Here is a 20,155-nt window from a genome sequence, read left to right as displayed (position 1 = left end):
TTACATAAGGCGAGGCATCAACCGGAGTATGCGGGAATGAGTCTCAACCCGATCCGCCCCTGGCGGAATATCGAACGCCGCCAGAGCCGGAAGATCATGGTCGGCTCTGTACCGGTCGGGGGCGATGCGCCGATCTCGGTGCAGACCATGACCAACACGATCACTTCGGATGTGCGCGCGACGCTGGATCAGGTGATCCGCGCGGCGGAGGCGGGGGCGGATATCGTCCGTATCTCGACGCCCGATACGGATTCGACCGCCGCTTTGCGCGAGATCTGCCGCGAAAGCCCGGTGCCCATCGTGGCGGATATCCATTTCCATTACAAACGCGCCATCGAGGCCGCCGAGGCAGGTGCGGCCTGTCTGCGCATCAATCCCGGCAATATCGGCGATGCGAAACGCGTGGCCGAGGTGGTCAGGGCAGCGAAAGACCATGGCTGTTCGATCCGGATCGGGGTGAATGCCGGATCTCTGGAAAAGCATCTTCTTGATAAATATGGCGAACCCTGCCCGGATGCGATGGTTGAGAGCGGGCTCGACCATATCAGGATCCTGCAGGATCACGATTTCCACGAGTTCAAGATCTCGGTAAAGGCCTCGGATGTGTTCCTCGCAGCCGCCGCCTATCAGCAACTGGCGGCCGCCACCGATGCGCCCATTCACCTCGGGATCACCGAGGCGGGGGGGCTGATGTCGGGCACCGTGAAATCGGCAGTAGGGCTGGGGAGCCTTTTGTGGTTCGGCATCGGCGATACGATCCGGGTCTCGCTTTCGGCGGACCCCGTGGAGGAGGTCAAGGTCGGCTATGAGATCCTGAAATCGCTTGGCCTCAGGACGCGCGGCGTGCAGATCATCTCCTGCCCCTCCTGCGCGCGCCAGGGCTTTGACGTGATCAAAACTGTCGAGAAACTCGAGCGCCGGCTGGAGCATATCAAGACGCCGATGAGCCTTTCGATCATCGGATGTGTGGTGAACGGGCCGGGTGAGGCGCTGATGACTGATATCGGCTTTACCGGCGGCGGTGCGGGCAATGGCATGGTCTATATGGCCGGCAAGCAAAGCCATAAGATGAACAATGACCAGATGATCGACCATATCGTCGAGCTGGTCGAGAAACGCGCGGTCGAGATCGACGCCGAGACGATCAAAGCGGCAGAGTAATTACGCAGACATCAAAAAACCCCGCAATCTGAAAGGATTGCGGGGCTTTTTTAATCTGAGATGTGAAGATCAGCCCTTGCGCTGGCGCTCGACAATCTGGCGCATTCCGTCCAGCGGCACATAGCCGCGCACCATCGCGTCATCGATCACGAAGGTCGGCGTGCCGTTGATCGCCATCGTATCGGCCAGCGCATAATTGGCATCGATCACCGCCTGGACTTCGGGCGTCGCGGCCTTTGCCAGCAGCGCCGCACCGTCATAGCCCAGCCCTTCCGCCAGCCGCGTCAGTGTCTCGGGCGTCATATCGCCGCGCATCGCGAAAAGCGCGTCATGCGCTTTCTTATAGGCCTCGTCGCCATGGAGCATCTTGACCGCGATGGCGAATTTCGCCGCCAGCACCGACTGCTCGCCCAGCACCGGGAATTCCTTCAGCACGAAACGGATATTGCCGTCGCTTTTCACCAGTTCTTCGACCTCTTCAAAGGCCTTGTGGCAATAGCCGCAGCGGTAATCCATGAATTCGACCAGCACCACATCGCCCTGAAGGTTGCCACCCGACCAGTCGGCGGCATTGTTGAAGATCGCATCGCGGTTCGCGGCCAGCATGTCGATATCGCGGCTGGCGGCGGCATCATCCTCGCGCGATTGCAGAACCTTCATCGCCTCGATGATGATTTCGGGATTGGCCAGAAGGTAGTCGGCAACCGCTTCGTTGAAAACCTCCGGCTCGGCGGTGATCATGTCTTTCAGGCTTTCCGCCTTTACCGCAGGAACTGAGACAGCCGTCAGAAGCGCGGCAAGGGCGAGGGCGGGGCGCATAGGGGAATCCTTCCGGGTTGACCTTGGCACGCGCAGGGTCCAGTCAGCCGGCTGGCGCGTGATTTCCGGCATTTTAGGGGGCAGCGGATGGGCATTACAAGTCAGGGATCCAGGCGGGGTGATGTCGATCCCTTTATTGTGATGGATGTGATGGAACAGGCCCGCCGGCTTGAGGCCGAAGGCCGCCATATCATCCATATGGAAGTCGGCCAGCCCGGCACGCCCGCGCCGAAAGCCGCCCGCGACGCGCTGATCCGGGCCCTTGACCAGCCACTGGGCTATACGGTCGCGACCGGCCTGCCAGAGCTGCGCGCGGGCATCGCCGCGCTTTACCGGCGCTGGTACAATATCGATCTCGATCCTGCCCGGGTCATCGTGACCTCTGGCTCTTCCGGCGCGTTCCTGCTGGCGTTCACGGCGCTTTTCGATGCCGGTCAGCGGGTCGGGATCGGAGAGCCGGGCTATCCGAGCTACCGTCAGATCCTGCGCGCGCTGTCGCTGGTGCCGGTCGGCATCCCGGCGCAGGACGAGAACCGGCTGCAGCCGGTGCCGGCGGATCTTGAGGGCCATGATCTCGACGGGCTGATCGTCGCCTCACCTGGCAACCCGAGCGGCACGATGCTTGACCGCGAGGCCCTGGCGGCGCTGACCGGCTGGGCCGGGGCGCGCGGCATCCCCTTCATCTCGGACGAGATCTATCACGGGCTGCATTACGGCGCGCGGGCGGTTTCGGCGCTGGAGGTCAGCGATAATGCCTGGGTGATCAATTCCTTCTCGAAATATTTCTCGATGACCGGCTGGCGCATCGGCTGGATGGTGGTGCCTGAGGATCAGATCCGCCGGGTCGAGCGGCTGGCGCAGAATATGTTCATCTGCCCGCCCCATCCTGCCCAGATCGCGGCCCTGGCGGCGCTGGATTGCACCGACGAGCTGGAGGCCAATCGCGCCGTCTACCGCGAGAACCGCCGTCTGATGCTGGAAGGCCTGCCGAAAGCCGGTTTCACCCGGATCGCGCCGCCGGACGGGGCGTTCTACATCTATGCCGATGTGTCTGACCTGACGGAGAACAGCCTGGAATTTGCCAGCGAGATCCTGCAGAACGCAGGCGTGGCGGTGACGCCGGGGCTGGATTTCGACCCGATCCGGGGCCGGCAGCGGCTGCGCTTTTCCTATGCGCGGGCGACGGCGGATATTGTCGAGGGGCTGGCGCGGCTCTCGCGCTTCATGGCCGCAAGGTGAATGGACTTCACGCGGCGGATTTTCCATAGTCGCGGGAACAATTTCCGGCCTTTGATCGGTGCCGGATGCGGGTTGCGGGGATCGGGCTTTATGGGCGTTTCAAGGCTGGCGCGGGCAGTTGTCATCGCTCTTGCTGTCATGCTGTCTGGTGCATCCGTGCCGGACCTCAGGGCCGAGACAGGCCCGCCGCCCGTCGCGCCCGCGCTGAGCGCGCTGGCCCGGTTTGACCCGGCTAAATCGTCGCTTTTGCAGGAGACCGGCGATCTGGTGCTGGATCTTTCGATCAGCCAGCCGGTGCCCTGGCGGGTGAGGATGCTTGATAACCCGCCGCGCATGATCCTTGACATGCGAGAGGTCGACTGGGCGGGCCTTGAACGGATGCCCCAGGCGGCAGAGCCTGTTCGTGCGATGCGGGCGGGGATCTTCCGCCCCGGCTGGTCGAGGCTGGTGATCGAGCTGGACGGGCCCTGGCAGGTGCTCCGGGCGGGGATGGAGACCGGCCGGGCAGGGGCCGCCGAGACGGCACGGCTGACCATTCGTCTCAGCCCGAGTTCGGCGGCAAATTTCGCAAAAATCACCGCGCTGCCGGAGCCTCAGGAATGGTCTCTCCCAGCACCTGCAGATGTTGCGGTGATCGCGAGGCGCGCGGGCGGGCCGATCATCGTGGTGCTTGACCCCGGTCATGGCGGCATCGATCCTGGTGCCGAGCGGGATGGCCATAAAGAAGCCGATCTGATGCTGACATTCGCCCGCGAATTCAAGGAATTGCTGGCGCGGGACGAACGGTTCAAAGTGGTTCTGACCCGCGAGGAAGACATCTTCGTCCCGCTTGAGACGCGGATCTCGGTGGCGCGGGCGGCGGGCGCGGATCTGTTCCTCTCGCTCCATGCCGATGCTCTGGCCGAAGGCGAGGCGCATGGCGCGACGCTTTACACCCTTTCGGGTGCGGCCAGCGACGCGGCGGCGGAGGCGCTGGCTGAACGGCATGAGCGTGACGATCTGCTGGCGGGGATCGATCTTTCGGCCCAGGACGATCTGGTGGCGACAGTGCTGATCGACATGGCACGGACCGAGACAAAGCCGAGGATCGACCGGCTGGTGTCAGCGCTGGAGGCCTCGATAAAGGGGGCGGATCTCAGGATGCACCGCAAGCCACATCAGGAGGGCGGGTTCTCGGTGCTGAAATCCCCCGATATTCCCTCGGTTCTGGTGGAACTGGGCTTTCTGTCTTCGGCGCGGGATCTGAAGCGGCTGACCGATCCGGAATGGCGGGCCAGGATGGCTGCGGCGATGCGGGACGGGATCCTTGTCTGGGCAAAGGAAGATGCGGCTTTGCGGGCGGCGCGGGACTGAGCGTTCTGTCCGGTGACAGGCCGCGCAGGGGGGCGGTTTCCGCCGGGGTGACGATCTGGTGATGGCCAGGGTTTTGACGGGGGGGCGCGTCTGATATAGGGAAAGGCAGCATCATCCGGGGATCAGAGCAGTGTTGCGATTCATCGCCTCTTTCTTTGGGGCTATCTTTTCAGCTGTCACGCTTGGCATCTTCTTTGGTGCCCTGACGGTTGGCGCGATTTTCTGGATGTATTCGCGCGATCTGCCAAGCCATGAGAGCCTCGCGAAATACGCCCCCGCCACCATCAGCCGGATCTATTCCGGTGAGGGGCGGATCCTGGATGAATTCGCCGATGAACGCCGCTTGTTTGTCTCGGCCGAGGATATTCCCGATCTGGTGAAACAGGCCTTTGTTTCGGCGGAGGACAAGAATTTCTTCAGCCATCAGGGCTATGATGCCGGTGGTATGCTCGCCGCCTTATCCGAGGCGGTCAAATCGCGCGGCCAGGATGTGCGCGGCGCCTCGACCATCACGCAGCAGGTGGCGAAGAACATGCTGCTCGACGGCACCCGTAAGGGCGCAGCCGGGGTCGAGCGCAAGATCAAGGAAATCATCCTCGCCACACGGCTTGAGGAGACGCTGTCAAAAGAGAGAATCCTCGAGATCTATCTCAACGAGATCTTCCTCGGGCAGAATTCCTACGGCGTTGCGGCGGCGGCCCAGACCTATTTCAACAAATCCCTGACCGAGCTGTCACCGCATGAGGCGGCGACCCTGGCCTCGATGCCGAAGGCGCCATCGGATTTCCACCCGGTGCGCAATCGCCAGAAGCTGATCGACCGGCGCAACTATGTGCTGCGCGAGATGCGCGATAACGGCTATATCGACGAGGCCAGCTGGAAATCCGAGCGCGAAGCCCCGCTTTTGTCGGTGCAGAACGGCGATTTCCCGTCTTTCCGGCAAGAGCTTCCCGGGCGCACCTATTTCACCGAAGAAGTCTCGCGCCAGTTGTCGCGGGATTTCGGCCGCAAGGAATTCTTTGAAGGCGGCATGACGATCCGCGCCACCATCGACCAGGAATTGCAGGAAATCGCCCAGTCGGCTTTGCGCAAGGCGCTGGAGAAATATGACCGTGGCATCGGCGTCTGGCGCGGCACCGGGAAGACCATCGCGGTCGATCAGCTGTCACGCGAGGAAGACTGGCGCGCGGCGCTGAGTGCGACGGATGTGTCGCGCGATATCGAGGGCTGGTATCCGGCGGTGGTGCTCTCGCTGGGCGAGCGCTCTGCCACAATCGGCATCGAGGGCGTGGCTGAAACCGGTGATATTCCGGCTGATGACGTGACCTGGGCCAGGAAACGCCTGGCCGATGGCAAGCTGGGCAAGAAGGCGACACGCGCCTCTGATCTGGTCGAAGTCGGAGATGTGGTGCTGGTGCGCCGCATGGTGAAGGATGCCGATGGCGCCTTCATCCGCTGGACCCTGCGCCAGGTGCCGGAAGTGCAGGGCGCCTTCATGGCGATGGACGTGAATACCGGCCGGGTGCTCGCGATGCAGGGCGGGTTCTCGTATCAGTATTCTGTGTTCAACCGTGCCACCCAGGCCGAACGCCAGCCGGGCTCTTCGTTCAAACCCTTTGTCTATGCGGCAGCGCTGGACAGCGGCTATACGCCCGCGACCATCGTGGTCGATGCGCCGATCGAGATCGAGACGCCGCAGGGGCTCTGGACACCCAAGAATGCCTCGAACAAATTCTACGGACCAACACCTCTGAGGACCGGGATCGAGCAGTCGCGGAACCTGATGACCATTCGTCTGGCACAGGAAGTGGGGATGTCGACGGTCGCGGCCTATGCCGAGCGTTTTGGCGTCTATGACCGGCTGGGCCAGCATCTGGCGAACAGCCTCGGTGCCCAGGAGACCACGCTTTACAAGATGGTGGCGGCCTATGCGATGTTCGCCAATGGTGGTGAGCGCGTGGAGCCCACGCTGGTCGACCGGGTGCAGGATCGCTACGGGCGCACCATCTACCGCCATGACAAACGCTCTTGCGAGGATTGCGGCGCCGGTGATCTGCCGAGAGGCAATGGGGTGAAGATCACCTCGAACCGCGAGCGGGTGATGGATGCGATCACCGCCTATCAGCTGACATCGATGCTGGAAGGCGTGGTGCAGCGCGGCTCGGGCAGTGGGGTCAGGCTGCCGGTGCCGGTGGCGGGCAAGACCGGCACGACCAATGACGCCAAGGATGTCTGGTTCATCGGCTATACGTCGAACATCGTGGCGGGCTGCTATATCGGGTTTGACCAGCCGAGGACGCTTGGGTCGCGCGCCTATGGCGGGACGCTTTGCGTACCGGTCTTCCAGGATTTCATGAAAGAAGTCGTGAAGAAATACGGCGGCTCGAAGTTCAAAGTGCCGCCGGGGGGTTATTTCGTGAAGATCGACCGGTTCACCGGCGCACGCCTTTCGGATGATGCTTCGGGTGCGAATGTGGTGGCGGAATATTTCCGCGAGGGCACGGATACCGATTTCGGTCTGGGCGCGCTGGTGGATGGCGGCTTCGAGATGGGCCAGAACCTGCCCTTGTTTGCCTATGGCGAGACGGAAAGCGGCTCGGCTTCGGTTACAACTGCGACGGGCGAGACGCGGGTGATCCCGGGCAAGGCGGATTTCGGCACGGTGTCATCGGGCGGGCTCTACTGACCATGGCAGGGACGCGCGCCGGGCGCCGCGCCTCGGGGTGGTGTTGCTTGGGGCGCGCGCGCACAGGCCCCTTGTTCCGGAGAGCCCCAGGAGATATGACGCCGCTCGATGATTGAGAGGGTGAGTTATGCGCGCCGAGACGCAAGGCAATGTTGATCAGATCCGCAAGTCGCTGGGCCTTCTGGCGCAGCGGATCGACCTTGAGATGGCGCCGCACCGGCTTGAGGAGTTCAATGCGCTGATCGAGCAGCCGGATCTCTGGAATGATCCGGCCCGGGCGCAGAAGCTGATGCGCGAGCGGCAATCCCTGATGGATGCGCTGAACGGCTACCGCCTGATCGAGAGCGGGCTGAATGACAATCTCGGGCTGATCGAGCTGGGCGAGGCCGAGGGCGAGGATGCGCTGGTCGCAGAGGCCGAGGATGCGCTGAAGGCACTCCTGGAAGTGGCGGCGCAAAAAGAGCTGGAAGCTTTGCTGAATGGCGAGGCCGACAGCAATGACACGTTCCTTGAGATCAATGCAGGCGCGGGCGGCACGGAATCGCAGGACTGGGCCGAGATGCTGGCGCGGATGTTTACCCGCTGGGCGGAGCGTCGCGGTTTCACGGTCGAGATGCTCTCGGAGGAAGCCGGGCAGGAGGCGGGGATCAAATCGGTCGCCTATAAGATTTCCGGCCATAACGCTTACGGTTGGCTGAAGACGGAATCGGGGGTGCATCGCCTGGTTCGCATTTCGCCCTTTGGCTCGGGCGACAAGCGCCAGACCTCGTTCGCGAGCGTCTGGGTCTATCCGGTGGTCGATGACAATATCGAGATCGAGGTGCTGGATAAGGATATCCGCATCGACACCTTCCGCTCATCCGGCGCCGGCGGTCAGCACGTGAACAAAACCGACTCGGCGGTCAGGATCACCCACTTCCCGACCGGGATCGTGGTGACCTCTTCGCTGAAATCGCAGCACCAGAACCGCGAGATTGCGATGAATGCGCTGAAGGCGCGGCTTTACCAGCAAGAGCTGGACAAGCGTTCGGCGGCGATCAACGAGGCGCATGATGCCAAAGGGGATGCGGGCTGGGGCAACCAGATCCGCTCTTACGTGTTGCAGCCCTATCAGATGGTGAAAGATCTGCGCACAAACCATGAGACCTCGGACACGCAAGGCGTGCTTGACGGGGATCTGGATCCTTTCATGGCGGCAACGCTCGCGCTGGATATGGCCGGCAAAAGCCGCGCCGACGCCGAGAGCTGAGAGCCGCACCTCTGGCGGGGGCATTCCTGTCAGGAGGAACATGGCGTTTTCGGGCCCTTTCCTCCTGATCTCAATACTCCGGGATGCGGGGCATGGACCCGCTCTTTTGCCGCTATGCCGCATTGCAAACAGCGGGAAATCACGTCAGGAAAGCGGGCAGAAATCTCCCTTTGCTGATGGATGCTGCCCATGACCTTCCGCATCGCAATTCTCGGTGCCTCCGGCTATACCGGGGCAGAGCTTGTCCGCCTGATCGCCGGCCATCCCCAGATGCGGATCACCGCACTCTCGGCGGATCGCAAGGCCGGCATGGCGATGGCGGATGTGTTTCCCTTCCTGCGCCATCTCGACCTGCCGCAACTGGTGAAGATCGACGAGATCGATTTCGCGCAGATCGACCTTTGTTTCTGCGCGCTGCCCCATGCCACCAGCCAGGCGGTGATCTCACAGCTGCCAAAGGATCTGAAGATCGTCGATCTCTCGGCCGATTTCCGTCTGCGCGACCCGGCGGATTATGAGAAATGGTATGGTCAGCCCCATACGGCCGTCGAGATGCAGAAAGAGGCGGTTTACGGGCTCACTGAATTCTACCGCGATGATATCCGCAAGGGGCGCCTGATCGCCGGAACCGGCTGCAATGCCGCAACCGGGCAATATGCGTTGCGCCCGCTGATCGCGGCAGGGATCATTGACCTTGATGACATCCTGATCGACCTCAAGGCCGGGGTGTCGGGGGCGGGGCGCTCGCTCAAAGAAAACCTTCTTCATGCCGAACTTTCCGGCGGCACCCATTCCTATTCGGCGGGCGGCAAACACCGCCATCTCGGCGAATTCGATCAGGAATTCTCGAAAATCGCCGGGCGGCCGGTGCTGGTGCAATTCACCCCGCATCTTCTGCCGATGAATCGGGGCATTCTCGCCACGACCTATGTCAAAGGCGATGCAAAGGCCGTCCATGCCGCGCTTGCGGCAGCCTATGCGTCAGAGCCGTTCCTGCATGTGCTGCCTTTCGGCGCGCTGCCCTCGACGCGGGATATTGCCGGCTCGAACCATTGCCATATCGGGGTGATCGCCGACCGGATCCCGGGGCGCGTGGTGGTGATCGCGGTGCTCGACAATCTGACCAAGGGCTCATCCGGTCAGGCGCTGCAAAACGCCAATCTCATGCTTGGGATCGATGAAACCACGGGCCTGTTGATGGCGCCCGTTTTCCCGTAACATCCTTCAGGGGACTTGATCGAAGTCAGGGCAAAGGGAAGCAATACCTGCCACCACTGCCCTGACGAAGGAAGGACAGCCATGCAAAGCACAGCGAAACCGCAATTCCGGGGGATGAAGGGGCTGAAGAAACAGCGCCGCATCCAGATCATCGTGCTCGCGGCGCTTGCCATGGTCCTGGCCACGATCTTCATCGGCTTCGCCCTGAAAGACGGCATCAACTTTTTCCGCAGCCCGACCCAGGTGCTGGCCGAGGCCCCGCCCGAAACCGAGATCTTCCGGCTTGGCGGTCTTGTGAAAACCGGCTCGATCGTCAACCGCGCCGGCGTGCATTTCGATTTCATCATCACCGATGGCGGCGCCGAGATCCCGGTCCGCTACATCGGCAAGGATCCGCGTCCCGATCTCTTCAAGGAAAACACCGGCACCATTGCGACCGGCAATCTCATTGGGGGAACCTTCGAGGCGATCACGCTTCTCGCCAAGCATGATGAGACTTATATGCCGAAAGAGGTGATGGATGCGCTGAAGGAGCAGGGCGTCTATAAAGACCCGAAAGACCAGCCCGCCTCCTGACCCAATTCATCTGTCTCTAAATATCCCGGGGGTGAGCGGCGCAGCTGCGAGGGGGCAGCGCCCCCTTTCCCGGTCCGAAATCCCGCGCTTCGCTTGACCAATCCCGCCGCCTCTGGCAATGCCTGATCCATCAGGACAGGATTTGATCAGATGAACCTCTTTGCGGATATCCGCGGCGCGGTGGTGGATGCTCTGGGCCGGATGGCTCAGGACGGCGTTCTGCCCGCAGGTCTCGACCTCTCGAATGTCGCGGTCGAACCGCCGCGCGATGCCGCGCATGGCGATATGGCCACCAATGCGGCCATGGTGCTGGCAAAACCCGCAGGCCTCCAGCCGCGCGTGATCGCAAGCGAATTGGCGACCCGCCTGCTGGAAGACCCCCGGATTGCCGGTGCGGATGTCGCAGGCCCGGGTTTTCTCAACCTGCGGCTTGATGAGGCCGTCTGGCAGGGGCTCGTCCGTGCCGCCCTCGCGGCGGGCAATGATTTCGGCCGCTCTGCCATTGGCGGCGGCGAGAAGGTGAATATCGAATTCGTCTCGGCCAATCCGACCGGCCCGATGCATGTCGGCCATGTGCGCGGCGCGGTTGTGGGCGATGCGCTTTCCAATCTGCTGGCCTTCTCGGGCTGGGATGTCACCCGCGAATATTACATCAATGACGGCGGCGCCCAGGTCGATGTGCTGGCGCGCTCGGCCTATGAACGCTACCGCGAGGCCAATGGGCTTGAACCCGAGATCCGCGAAGGTCTCTATCCCGGCGATTACCTGATCCCGGTCGGCGAGGCGCTGAAAGAGAAATATGGCGCCAGCCTGATCGACCAGCCTGAATCCGTCTGGCTGGCGGATATCCGCGAATTCGCGACCGAAGCGATGATGGGGATGATCCGCGAGGATCTCGCAGCCCTCGGCGTGCGGATGGATGTCTATTCCTCGGAAAAGGCGCTTTACGGCACCGGTGAGATCGAAGCCGCCATTGCCGAATTGCGCGCCAAAGGTCTGATCTATGAAGGCGTGCTTGAACCCCCGAAAGGCAAGCTGCCCGAAGATTGGGAAGCCCGCGAACAGACCCTGTTCCGCTCGACCGATCACGGCGATGATGTTGATCGCCCGGTGATGAAATCGGATGGCTCCTGGACCTATTTCGCCCCTGATATCGCCTATCACTATAATAAGGTGAAACGCGGCTTCGATCAGCTGATCGACATTTTCGGCGCCGATCACGGCGGCTATGTCAAACGGATGAAGGCGGCGGTGGCTGCGCTGTCCGGGGGCCGCGTGCCGCTGGATATCAAGCTGATCCAGCTGGTGAAGCTTTTTAAGAACGGCGAGCCCTTCAAGATGTCGAAGCGCGCCGGGACATTCGTCACGCTGCGCGATGTGGTGGAAGAGGCGGGGGCCGATGTCACCCGTTTCATCATGCTCACTCGCAAGAATGACGTCGCGCTGGATTTCGATTTCGCCAAAGTGCTGGAGCAATCCAAGGACAATCCGGTCTTCTATGTGCAATATGCCAATGCGCGGGTGAATTCGGTTTTGCGCAAATCGCGCGATGCCGGAACGCCGGTCGATGACGCAACGCTTCTGGCAGCCGATCACCGCTCCCTGTCGCATCCGGCAGAAATCGGGCTTTTGAAAAAGATCGCCGAATGGCCGCGTCTGGTGGAAATTGCCGCCCGCAATAACGAGCCGCATCGCATTGCCTTCTATCTTTATGAACTGGCATCCGAGTTCCACGCCCTGTGGAACCGTGGCAATGATGAAACGGAATTGCGCTTCGTGCAGGAGAAAGTGGCTGATTCACAGGCGAAAATCGCCCTTGCACGTGCCACGGGCGTTGTCATTTGCGCAGGTCTTGCTATCCTGGGTGTGACGCCGGTTGAAGAGATGCGCTGACCAAAAGCGCCCGCAATCGGCCACGAACAGGCAAAGGGCATTATAAGCCCTGAGAGCAGGCGCAGAGGGCAGGCATGGCAAACGCTGATTACGGCGATTACGGCGGCTACGCATCACAGGCGCGGCCGGGCAATTTTTCCGAAGCCGCTCCGATGCGGCCGGCCCGTATTGGCGGGGCTCAGCGCGGTGGTTTTCAGGCCGCGCGGGCCCAGTCACAACCGCAACAGCCTCAGGCCGCAATGGCGAGGCGCGGGGCGTTTCAGGCTTATGACGATCATGACGGCTACGGGGCTCAGTCCGAACCGCAGATGCAGCAGCATGTGGCCCCGCAGGTCCCGCTGACGCGCGGGCAGCGCCTGGTCAATATGGCCGGTGCCCTGGGCTCTGTCGCGCTGGTTCTTTCGCTTGGCTATTGGGGCTGGGAACTCGCGGTGCGCGATGTGCGCGGCGTGCCGGTGGTGCGGGCGCTGGAAGGGCCGATGCGGACCGCGCCGGAAGAGGGTGGCGGCATGGTGGTCGACCATCAGGGCCTTGCGGTCAATGATGTGGCAGCACGCGATGGCGGCAAGAATTCGGACCGGGTGGTGCTGGCACCGGCGCCGGTCGATCTGGCGGCGGATGATGTGGCGGGCCTTGCGCTGGCCTCTGCCGCGCCTGCGGTCGCGCCTCTGGCGCCTGCGGTGGCGATGACGGGATCGGCCGAGGCGCCACGCATGTCGGCGGCGGAAGAGTCTCCCCTGCCGCTTGAGGTCAGCCCCGATCAGCTTCCCGCCGCGCCGGTCCTGGCCACCGACAGCCAGCCCGCAACGATCAGCCAGGATGAGGCGGTGGCGCTTGCCCTTGCCGAAGCCCTTGGCATGGATGAGACGGCCTCGGCAGATCTGGTCGCAGCGGCGGCACCTGTAACGCCCGGTGCGATGACCTCTTCGCCGCGCCCGCGCGCGCGGCCGTCTACGCTTGCCGCAACCGGTGGCTCCGCAGCCGGCACGCCTCAAAATGTGATGCAGACCGCAGCTGTTGCCTCTGCGCCTTCGGGTGCCGGCAAAGACCCCGCCACCATCGAGGCCGGCGCGCGCCTGGTTCAGTTCGGTGCCTATGACAGCGAGGCGCAGGCCCGGGCCGAATGGCAGAAGATCGCCGCCAGACTTGGGCCGCTGATGGTGGAAAAACAGATGGTGGTGCAATCTGCGGAAAGTGGTGGCCATACCTTCTGGCGGCTGCGCGGCTTTGGCTTTGCCAGCGAAGATGACGCGCGCCGCTTCTGCTCGGCTGCGGTGGCGGAACAGATCAACTGCATCCCGGTGACCCACAGATGAGCACGGCGGCAGGGCCCGAAATCGGGCGCGGTGCGGCGATCTTTGGCCTTGCGGGCCCGGATCTCCTGCCGCAGGAGCGCGATTTTTTCCGTGAGTATGACCCGTTCGGGTTCATCCTTTTCGCGCGCAATGTCGAAGATCCTGAACAGTTGTCGCGCCTGACCGCTGAATTGCGCGACGCCGTGGGGCGGGACGCGCCGATCCTGATCGACCAGGAAGGCGGCCGCGTCCAGCGGATGCGCGCGCCGCATTGGCGCGACTGGGAGCCGCCCTTCGATCTGATCGCCCGCATCGGCCCTGACAACGCGCCGCGCGCGATGGAAATCATGGCGCGGCTGATTGCAGGTGAACTGCGCGCCGTCGGGATTGATGCGAATTGCGCACCGGTTCTTGACGTGGCCCGCGCCGACACCCACCCGTTCCTGAAGAACCGCTGCTATGGCACCGGCCCCGAAGCGGTAGCAAGGATCGGTCGCGCCGTGGCCGATGGTTATCTTGCCGGCGGCGTGCTGCCGGTGATTAAGCATATGCCCGGCCATGGCCTTGCCCGCCAGGACACCCATCACGAACTGCCTTGCGTGACCTCGTCGCGCCTTGAACTGCATGAGGTGGATTTCTGGCCCTTCACCGCGCTGTCCGATCTGCCGATGGCGATGACCGCCCATATCGTCTTCGCCGATTATGATCCGGATCACCCCGCGACCCAGAGCCCCGAAATGATCCGGGTGATCCGCGACGAGATCGGCTTTCACGGCCTGTTGATGACGGATGATCTGAATATGGAGGCGCTGTCGGGGAGTCTTGCCGACCGCGCAGCTGCCTCGATCCGGGCGGGCTGCGATATCGCGCTGCATTGCAAGGGTGACTTTGACCAGATGCAGGAAGTGGCCACCGCCGCCGGTGAGATGACTGAGGCCACAAAGGCACGCGCCGCCCGGGCGCTGTCACGCCGGGTTGCGCCCGATACGGTTGACATCGAAGGCCTCGGGGCGGAGTTTCTTGCTCTGTCGCGGGATGCCGATGGATGAGTGACGAGAAACAGCTGCCTCTGGCCGAAGACTGGTCCCTGCCGGAACGGCTTGACCCTGCCGCCCGGCTCGCAGCCGAGGCGCTGATTGTTGATGTCGACGGGTTCGAAGGGCCGCTGGACCTTTTGCTGACGCTGTCGAGGACGCAGAAGGTCGATCTGCGGCGGATCTCGGTTTTGCAGCTGGCGGAACAGTATCTTCTGTTCGTGAACAAGGCCGCGAAACTGCGGATCGAACTGGCGGCGGATTATCTGGTGATGGCGGCCTGGCTCGCCTTTCTGAAATCGCGCCTGCTTTTGCCGCCCGAACCTGGCGAGGCCGGACCCTCGGCCGAGGATCTCGCGGCGCATCTGGCCTTCCAGCTGGAACGCCTTCAGGCGATGCGCGAGGCCGCCGCGCGGCTGATGGCGCGCGATCAGAAGGGCCGCGATTTCTTTGTGCGTGGCCAGCCCGAGACCGTGTCGCTGCAGCGCAAGACGCAATGGGAGGCGAACCTTCTCGACCTGATGCGCGCCTATGCCCGTATCCGCACCCGTGACGAGTTTCGCCCCTTTGTCATGGACCGCGAAAATGTGTTCACCATGGAACAGGCGCTGGACCGTATGCGCGGCCTGATCGGTTATGTCGGCGACTGGGCGGATCTGGCGGGGTTCATGCCCGAAGGCTGGGATGCGACGCCAATGGCGCGGCGTTCGGTCACGGCGGCGCATTTTGCGGCCGTGCTGGAAATGGTGAAACGCGGCCAGCTTACGCTGCGCCAGGGCGAGACTTTCGCGCCGATCCAGATCCGGCGGAGGGATCCCGAATGAGCCAGGGTATCAGATGACCAGGGAGCCCGAGGAGCAGAGCCTTTTTGACGCCCCGCCAATGGGCGAGCAGGAGCGGATGGTCGAGGCCATGCTTTTTGCCGCGACAGAGCCGATGACGGTGGCGGAACTGGTCAAACGCATGCCGCATGGCTGCGATCCGGCCGAGGCGCTGGCCTATTTGCGCAAACGCTATGAGGGGCGCGGCGTGCATCTGGCGCGGGTCGGGGATGCCTGGGCTTTTCGCACCGCCGGCGATCTGGGCCATCTGATGGTGCGTGAACAGGTCGAGACCCGCAAACTGTCGCGCGCGGCGATCGAGACGCTGGCGATCATCGCCTATCATCAGCCGGTCACCCGGGCGGAAATCGAGGAAATCCGCGGGGTTGCCGTGTCGCGTGGCACGGTCGATCAGTTGATGGAGATGGAATGGATCCGCTTTGGACGGCGCCGCATGACGCCGGGGCGGCCAGTGACTTTTGTGGTGACCGAAGGGTTCCTCGATCACTTCGGTCTCGAATCCGCGCGCGATCTGCCGGGTCTGAAAGAGCTGCGCTCGGCCGGGCTGCTTGAAAACCGCCCGATGCCGGGCCTCGATCAGCCGCGTGATGATGATGAAGATGAAGCGCAAAGCGGCCAGAGCGAGCTTTTTGAGGACTGAGCCTGCCGAAGGCCCGGGCCGCGCCACCCCGAGGAGGATGAGATGGATCTGAACCGGCTGATCAATATGCTTGTGAACATGTTCCTGCGCAAAGCGGTGAACAAGGGTATCCGCACGGCAACCGATTACGCAGCGCGGCGCGGTAAAACCGAGGTGGAGCTGACGCCGGAGGAGCGCGAAAATGCCCGCAGGATGCGCGACCTCACGGACAGGGCGAAAAAAGTGGCGCGGCTCGGGCGGCGGCTCTGACGGGCCGGAGTGACGGGGCCTGTTGCGCTGCGGCGCGGGGCAGGGCAAAACTGCCCCTATGGAACTTTTCGATGACAGCGAGCCCGGTCAGGGCGGTGGCAACAGCCCGGAATTCACCGTCTCCGAGCTTTCGGGCGCGGTAAAACGGGTGATCGAGGGCGAATTCGGCATGGTCCGGGTGCGCGGCGAGATCGGTCGGGTGTCGCGCCCGGCCTCGGGCCATCTCTATTACGACCTGAAGGATGACCGTTCGGTCATCGCGGCCATCACCTGGAAGGGCCAGGCGGGGCGGCTGACGGTCCGGCCCGAAGAGGGGATGGAGGTGATCGCCATTGGGCGGATGACCACCTTTCCGGGCCAGTCGAAATATCAGCTGATCATCGACGATATTGCCCCCGCCGGGGCCGGCGCGCTGATGGCGATGCTGGAAAAACGCCGCGCCATGTTGCAGGCCGAAGGCCTGTTCGACCCTGGCCGAAAAAAGCCGATCCCCTGGCTGCCGGGCGTGATCGGGGTGGTAACCTCGCCTTCGGGCGCGGTGATCCGCGACATCCTGCACCGGTTGCGCGACCGCTTTCCGCGCCATGTGCTGATCTGGCCGGTGGCGGTGCAGGGCGAGCGCTGCGCCCCCGAGGTCGCGGCGGCGATCCGGGGGTTTAACGCGCTGACGCCCGGGGGGGCGATCCCGCGCCCGGATCTGATCATCGTGGCGCGGGGCGGCGGCTCGCTCGAAGATCTCTGGGGCTTTAACGAGGAAATCGTGGTCCGCGCGGCGGCGGAAAGCCGGATCCCGCTGATCTCGGCGGTCGGGCATGAGACCGACACCACGCTGATCGACTATGCCGCTGATCTGCGCGCCCCGACGCCGACCGCTGCCGCAGAGCTTGCAGTTCCGGTGCGCCTTGAGCTGATCGCGGGCCTGGACGGGCTGTCGTCGCGGCTCCTGCGTTCGACCCTGCAAGCGGCGGAGCGTAAGCGCCAGCGTCTGAGCGATCTTTCCCGCGCGCTGCCGCGCCCGGAGGCGCTGACGGGCCTTGCGTCACAACGGCTCGATCATGTGGCGGGGCGGCTTGGCGGTGCGCTTGGCCTGATGGTGGCGCGCCGGCGCGGCGATTTCGCGCGGGTGGCCGGGCGGGTGCAGCCGGGGCTGCTGCTTGGTTATGTGCGCGAGCGGCGCGGCCAGGTGGCCAATCGCGGCGACGCGCTGGAGGCGCGGTTTGCCCGCCGGTATGAGCGCGCCCAGATGCAGCTGGCGCAATGGTCGTCGCGGCTGGAGCCGGCGCTGACGCGGCTGGCCCAGGATGCATCGCGGCGGATTTCCGAACAGCGCCAGCGGCTTGAAGGGGTTTCTTTGCGACTGGACGCCGTGCCAGGCCAGCGCATCGCGCGCGCGCGCGAGGCGCTGGAACGGCTGGATCGTACCCGCCAGAGCCTTGGCTACAGCGAGACCCTGAAACGCGGCTTCGCGGTGGTCTGGGGCGATGGCCATGTCGTGACCAGCGCCGATGCGGCGCGCCAGGCGGCCCATCTCGAAATTGAATTCGCCGGCGGAAGGTTCACGCCTGCAGGCCCGTCAGGGGCGGGCGCGACAGATCGACCAATGCCGGGCCCGGCACCAGCCGCCCCGGCCCGGCCGGCAAAACCGGCGAAACCCCGCGGTGATGGTCCGGAAACCGGTGGTCAGGGATCGCTTTTCTGAACGCTTCCGCCTTGGCTTTAACCCGGCTCAGGCACCCAGATAGGACTGGCACGAGATCGGCCCCTGGGCGGGGTAGAGCATGATCGGCGGCAGCTCATAAAGCCCCTCATAGCGCCCGAGAATCCAGCCGGCGCGGTCATGATAGGTCCAGCAGACCGGCTGATCCGGCTTGTCCTCGTAAAGGAAGCAGATGTTGTCGCCGACCTGGTCCCAGCTGCCATGCATGCAGCGTTCGGCGTCGCGCCAGATCACCCTCTGGCCGGAGAGGAAGCTTTCGACGCCGTAAAGCCCGCTTTCGGAATCATAGGTGTCGAAGGTCTTTCCCCGGGTCAGCGCATCAAAAGCCGCAGCGTCGAGCGCGGGATCCGCGCCCGCTTCAGGGGCAGTATCGGGCAAATCCAGAGGGGCCTCATCGCCGAATTCGGCCTGGGGCGGCGACTGGAACTGCTGTGCGCCTCCGTCCTGAGCCATGACCGGGGCCGCGAGCAGGGCCAGGACCGCCAGCACGGGCGTCATTCCACGGATTGTTGTCGTCATTTCACACCCCCACATCCGGCGCGGGGCAGGCCAGCGGCTCCGGCGTCTCGTTGATCACGGTCAGTTCCGATCCCTCAAAGCCATTGGCCGAGAGCGCGCGCAGATCATCCCCTTCGGTCCAGAAGGTCCAGCAATGCTCGCCAACCCCGTATTCATAGACAAAGCAGATCTGGTCCTCACGTTCAAACCAGCTGCCATACTGACATTCATCGGGCGAGGTCTTCCAGCGCACCTTGCGATTGGGCAGATATTCCTCGATCCCGAAGATCGCACCAAATTGCGACCAGGTGAGGGTCTTGCCCTCGACATAGGCGTCGAATTCCGCCCCGGTCATGGGTGTGACCGTGTCGGCCGCGCCAGGCAGCGCGAAGCTCTGGGACAATGCCATCCCGAAGACGAGCCAGAGACCGCGGGAGCGGGCAGGGGTGAAACGCATCTGAACTCCTTTAACGCGGTCTGGCGACGGGGGGATCTGCCGGGCCGGGTCCGTCCTGGGGCGAAACCTGCCAGAGGCTGGCGGAATATGCCAGTCAGGCATCTGTTACCCCGGGATTTGCCCCGGGCCCCGTGTCGCTTTGGCGCCAGCGTTTCAGATGCGGCCGGATGGCCCGCGCCCAGGTCCGCGGCAGGAAGGCAAGCGTGCAGGCCACCGGCAATGGCCAGGGCAGGTGCGGCGCCTCATCGGCCCCGAGCAGGCGCAGCGCGGGCCAGGGGCGCGCGGGATGGGCGTGATGGTCGGAATGGCGTGGCGCATTCAGCATCATGGCCGAACTGAACCAATGCGCGGTGTTCCAGCTGTGCCGTGGCCCGACCGGCTCTGGCCGGCCATTTTCAAGGATGCGGCGTCTGAGCCCGTAATGCTGCACATAATCCGAGACGAGGATCTGCATCTGGGCATGAATCCCCAGAAGGATCCATGCGAAGATCCCGGCTGGCCCTGCGACGGCAAAGGCCACCACCAGCGAAATCACGCCCCCCAGCGCGTAAATCGTGTAAGGGTGCAGCCCCTGGCGCGATTGCGCCCGTGCCCGCAGATCGGTTTCCGCCTGCCGGCCCAGACGGAAAGACCAGATCCAGGCGCGCGGCGCAAAATGGTAAAAGCTCTCGCCTTCACGGGCGGAATTCGGGTCCTGGTCGGTTGCGACAAAGCGGTGATGCACCAAGCGATGCGCCGAGGCATGCTGGCCGAAAAGGATCGCGGCGTAAAAGGCCTGGCCGAGACGGAAAAGCGGGCGTCTGGTCCGGTGGATCAGCTCATGCGCCGCCGGGTGGCCAACCTGACCCAGCCAGAAGCCCGACCCGAAGAACATCAAAAGACGCTGGCCGGTGGAGAGGTCGGACGCACCGGCAATCGCCCAGACCGCCACCGGCAGCAGCACCAGGGCGGATAAACCGATCCCGGCCAGAAGCGCATCAGCGCCGGGAAATTCCTGACCGTCTTCGCCCTCGCCGGCGACCCAGGGGATCAGCTGATCAAGCAGCACCGACAAAAGCGCCATGTAAAGGAACCCGGCCCAGAGACAGGCCCCGCCCATGAACGCGCCGATAATCAAAAGCGGCACCGGCGTCGCGGCGGCCAGCGCGAAGACGGGCATCGGGATCGGTGCCGCAGGGGGCGAGGGGGGAGCGGGGTCAGACATGATAACGGCACCGAAGCACGAAACC

Annotated in this window: 18 protein-coding genes; 14 read left to right on the top strand and 4 right to left on the bottom strand. The window is 63.7% G+C overall.

Annotated features, from left to right (window positions below):
* The first annotated feature begins 36 nt into the window (after positions 1–36).
* Positions 37–1,161 carry a flavodoxin-dependent (E)-4-hydroxy-3-methylbut-2-enyl-diphosphate synthase gene (ispG, locus tag BLW25_RS08555; RefSeq protein ID WP_092898165.1) on the top strand — a complete coding sequence of 375 codons (1,125 nt, stop codon included), beginning with the start codon at positions 37–39 and terminating at the stop codon, positions 1,159–1,161.
* A 69-nt stretch (positions 1,162–1,230) separates the two neighbouring features.
* Here ispG and BLW25_RS08550 read toward each other — a convergent pair whose 3' ends face one another.
* Complete coding sequence (locus tag BLW25_RS08550; RefSeq protein WP_092898163.1) at positions 1,231–1,980, bottom strand: DsbA family protein; 750 nt, start codon at positions 1,978–1,980, stop codon at positions 1,231–1,233.
* Between the two features lie 87 nt (positions 1,981–2,067).
* Here BLW25_RS08550 and BLW25_RS08545 point away from each other — a divergent pair, with 87 nt between their 5' ends.
* The 13 genes from BLW25_RS08545 (at position 2,068) to xseA (ending at position 17,953) form a co-directional block, all read left to right on the top strand.
* The gene (locus tag BLW25_RS08545) at positions 2,068–3,219 is read left to right on the top strand and encodes a pyridoxal phosphate-dependent aminotransferase (RefSeq protein ID WP_092898161.1); all 1,152 of its coding nucleotides are present in this window, start codon (positions 2,068–2,070) and stop codon (positions 3,217–3,219) included.
* 90 nt (positions 3,220–3,309) lie between these two features.
* The gene (locus tag BLW25_RS08540; RefSeq protein ID WP_092898159.1) at positions 3,310–4,572 is read left to right on the top strand and encodes an N-acetylmuramoyl-L-alanine amidase; all 1,263 of its coding nucleotides are present in this window, start codon (positions 3,310–3,312) and stop codon (positions 4,570–4,572) included.
* Between the two features lie 130 nt (positions 4,573–4,702).
* A complete protein-coding gene (locus tag BLW25_RS08535) occupies positions 4,703–7,258 on the top strand; it encodes a penicillin-binding protein 1A (RefSeq protein WP_092898157.1) in 2,556 nt (851 codons plus the stop codon).
* 127 nt (positions 7,259–7,385) lie between these two features.
* Entirely contained in the window at positions 7,386–8,507 is a 1,122-nt protein-coding gene (gene prfB, locus BLW25_RS08530) for a peptide chain release factor 2 (RefSeq protein WP_092898155.1), read from the top strand.
* Positions 8,508–8,696: 189 nt separating this feature from the next.
* Positions 8,697–9,725: an N-acetyl-gamma-glutamyl-phosphate reductase gene (gene argC, locus BLW25_RS08525; protein WP_092901760.1), complete on the top strand. Its 1,029-nt coding sequence runs from the start codon at positions 8,697–8,699 to the stop codon at positions 9,723–9,725.
* Between the two features lie 114 nt (positions 9,726–9,839).
* Positions 9,840–10,301: a cytochrome c maturation protein CcmE gene (gene ccmE / locus BLW25_RS08520; RefSeq protein WP_092901757.1), complete on the top strand. Its 462-nt coding sequence runs from the start codon at positions 9,840–9,842 to the stop codon at positions 10,299–10,301.
* A gap of 150 nt (positions 10,302–10,451) precedes the next feature.
* Positions 10,452–12,194 (top strand): arginine--tRNA ligase, encoded by a 1,743-nt coding sequence (argS, locus tag BLW25_RS08515; protein ID WP_092898153.1) that lies wholly within the window; start codon positions 10,452–10,454, stop codon positions 12,192–12,194.
* 74 nt (positions 12,195–12,268) lie between these two features.
* Positions 12,269–13,510 carry an SPOR domain-containing protein gene (locus BLW25_RS08510; RefSeq protein WP_253188305.1) on the top strand — a complete coding sequence of 414 codons (1,242 nt, stop codon included), beginning with the start codon at positions 12,269–12,271 and terminating at the stop codon, positions 13,508–13,510.
* A complete protein-coding gene (locus BLW25_RS08505) occupies positions 13,507–14,538 on the top strand; it encodes a glycoside hydrolase family 3 N-terminal domain-containing protein (protein WP_092898151.1) in 1,032 nt (343 codons plus the stop codon). The genes BLW25_RS08510 and BLW25_RS08505 overlap by 4 nt, the downstream gene beginning before the upstream one ends.
* Entirely contained in the window at positions 14,535–15,347 is an 813-nt protein-coding gene (locus BLW25_RS08500; protein ID WP_092898150.1) for a segregation and condensation protein A, read from the top strand. Before BLW25_RS08505 ends, BLW25_RS08500 begins: the two co-directional genes overlap by 4 nt.
* Before the next feature lie 13 nt (positions 15,348–15,360).
* Positions 15,361–16,005, top strand: coding sequence for an SMC-Scp complex subunit ScpB (gene scpB / locus BLW25_RS08495; protein WP_092898148.1), 645 nt, complete (start codon positions 15,361–15,363; stop codon positions 16,003–16,005).
* Positions 16,006–16,047: 42 nt separating this feature from the next.
* Positions 16,048–16,254, top strand: coding sequence for a hypothetical protein (locus BLW25_RS08490; RefSeq protein WP_092898146.1), 207 nt, complete (start codon positions 16,048–16,050; stop codon positions 16,252–16,254).
* A gap of 58 nt (positions 16,255–16,312) precedes the next feature.
* Positions 16,313–17,953 carry an exodeoxyribonuclease VII large subunit gene (xseA, locus tag BLW25_RS08485; RefSeq protein ID WP_092898144.1) on the top strand — a complete coding sequence of 547 codons (1,641 nt, stop codon included), beginning with the start codon at positions 16,313–16,315 and terminating at the stop codon, positions 17,951–17,953.
* A gap of 27 nt (positions 17,954–17,980) precedes the next feature.
* On the opposite strand, the gene BLW25_RS08480 is transcribed toward xseA, so the two are convergent.
* The 3 genes from BLW25_RS08480 to BLW25_RS08470 all read right to left on the bottom strand — a co-directional run bounded on the left by BLW25_RS08480 (position 17,981) and on the right by BLW25_RS08470 (position 20,130).
* Positions 17,981–18,490 (bottom strand): hypothetical protein, encoded by a 510-nt coding sequence (locus BLW25_RS08480; protein ID WP_143040477.1) that lies wholly within the window; start codon positions 18,488–18,490, stop codon positions 17,981–17,983.
* Position 18,491: 1 nt separating this feature from the next.
* Positions 18,492–18,926 (bottom strand): hypothetical protein, encoded by a 435-nt coding sequence (locus BLW25_RS08475; RefSeq protein ID WP_092898140.1) that lies wholly within the window; start codon positions 18,924–18,926, stop codon positions 18,492–18,494.
* 94 nt (positions 18,927–19,020) lie between these two features.
* Positions 19,021–20,130 carry an alkane 1-monooxygenase gene (locus tag BLW25_RS08470; protein WP_253188303.1) on the bottom strand — a complete coding sequence of 370 codons (1,110 nt, stop codon included), beginning with the start codon at positions 20,128–20,130 and terminating at the stop codon, positions 19,021–19,023.
* Positions 20,131–20,155 lie beyond the last annotated feature (25 nt).

Origin of the sequence: Rhodobacter sp. 24-YEA-8 (assembly GCF_900105075.1) — a bacterium.
Classification (GTDB): domain Bacteria; phylum Pseudomonadota; class Alphaproteobacteria; order Rhodobacterales; family Rhodobacteraceae; genus Pseudogemmobacter.
Note: the sequence above shows the minus strand (reverse complement) of the source record. Positions and strands in the feature narration are given on the sequence as shown.

Excerpts from the sequence above, each read along its gene's own strand:
- ispG (WP_092898165.1), top strand. The coding sequence starts at position 37 with ATGAGTCTCAACCCGATCCGCCCCTGGCGGAATATCGAACGCCGCCAG.
- BLW25_RS08550 (WP_092898163.1), bottom strand. The coding sequence starts at position 1,980 with ATGCGCCCCGCCCTCGCCCTTGCCGCGCTTCTGACGGCTGTCTCAGTT.
- BLW25_RS08545 (WP_092898161.1), top strand. The coding sequence starts at position 2,068 with ATGGGCATTACAAGTCAGGGATCCAGGCGGGGTGATGTCGATCCCTTT.
- BLW25_RS08540 (WP_092898159.1), top strand. The coding sequence starts at position 3,310 with ATGGGCGTTTCAAGGCTGGCGCGGGCAGTTGTCATCGCTCTTGCTGTC.
- prfB (WP_092898155.1), top strand. The coding sequence starts at position 7,386 with ATGCGCGCCGAGACGCAAGGCAATGTTGATCAGATCCGCAAGTCGCTG.
- argC (WP_092901760.1), top strand. The coding sequence starts at position 8,697 with ATGACCTTCCGCATCGCAATTCTCGGTGCCTCCGGCTATACCGGGGCA.
- ccmE (WP_092901757.1), top strand. The coding sequence starts at position 9,840 with ATGAAGGGGCTGAAGAAACAGCGCCGCATCCAGATCATCGTGCTCGCG.
- argS (WP_092898153.1), top strand. The coding sequence starts at position 10,452 with ATGAACCTCTTTGCGGATATCCGCGGCGCGGTGGTGGATGCTCTGGGC.
- BLW25_RS08510 (WP_253188305.1), top strand. The coding sequence starts at position 12,269 with ATGGCAAACGCTGATTACGGCGATTACGGCGGCTACGCATCACAGGCG.
- BLW25_RS08505 (WP_092898151.1), top strand. The coding sequence starts at position 13,507 with ATGAGCACGGCGGCAGGGCCCGAAATCGGGCGCGGTGCGGCGATCTTT.
- BLW25_RS08500 (WP_092898150.1), top strand. The coding sequence starts at position 14,535 with ATGAGTGACGAGAAACAGCTGCCTCTGGCCGAAGACTGGTCCCTGCCG.
- scpB (WP_092898148.1), top strand. The coding sequence starts at position 15,361 with ATGACCAGGGAGCCCGAGGAGCAGAGCCTTTTTGACGCCCCGCCAATG.
- BLW25_RS08490 (WP_092898146.1), top strand. The coding sequence starts at position 16,048 with ATGGATCTGAACCGGCTGATCAATATGCTTGTGAACATGTTCCTGCGC.
- xseA (WP_092898144.1), top strand. The coding sequence starts at position 16,313 with ATGGAACTTTTCGATGACAGCGAGCCCGGTCAGGGCGGTGGCAACAGC.
- BLW25_RS08480 (WP_143040477.1), bottom strand. The coding sequence starts at position 18,490 with ATGACGACAACAATCCGTGGAATGACGCCCGTGCTGGCGGTCCTGGCC.
- BLW25_RS08475 (WP_092898140.1), bottom strand. The coding sequence starts at position 18,926 with ATGCGTTTCACCCCTGCCCGCTCCCGCGGTCTCTGGCTCGTCTTCGGG.
- BLW25_RS08470 (WP_253188303.1), bottom strand. The coding sequence starts at position 20,130 with ATGTCTGACCCCGCTCCCCCCTCGCCCCCTGCGGCACCGATCCCGATG.